At 33.2% G+C, this 265-nt stretch carries 1 protein-coding gene; it reads left to right on the forward strand.

Features of this window, described 5'->3' with window-relative positions; translation table 11 throughout:
* The coding region (locus C1E99_RS15115) for a hypothetical protein (protein ID WP_238146165.1) at window positions 1-265 on the forward strand (265 nt) is incomplete at both ends.

Consider the following 265-nt stretch of genomic DNA (forward strand, 5'->3'; position numbering starts at 1 on the left):
ACCAACTATTTGAAAATACCAACTTTGTAGACAATATAAAAACTGCCTGCAAAAACTCCCCTTACTACCATCTTCTATATCAAATTTTACTTTCCGATGAATTCAATTTCCATATCAGAGATATAGAAATACAAAAGCAACTAATTGCTGAACTCAGTCAGCTTACTTTTTACGGGGAAGAATTTGAACGCAAAAAGGTCATTGAGCAGTGTGAACTACTGGGATTAGATGAACTAGCTCTTTATCTATCACAAGATAAACAAAA

The organism is Streptococcus suis, assembly GCF_002964045.1.
Classification (GTDB): domain Bacteria; phylum Bacillota; class Bacilli; order Lactobacillales; family Streptococcaceae; genus Streptococcus; species Streptococcus suis_U.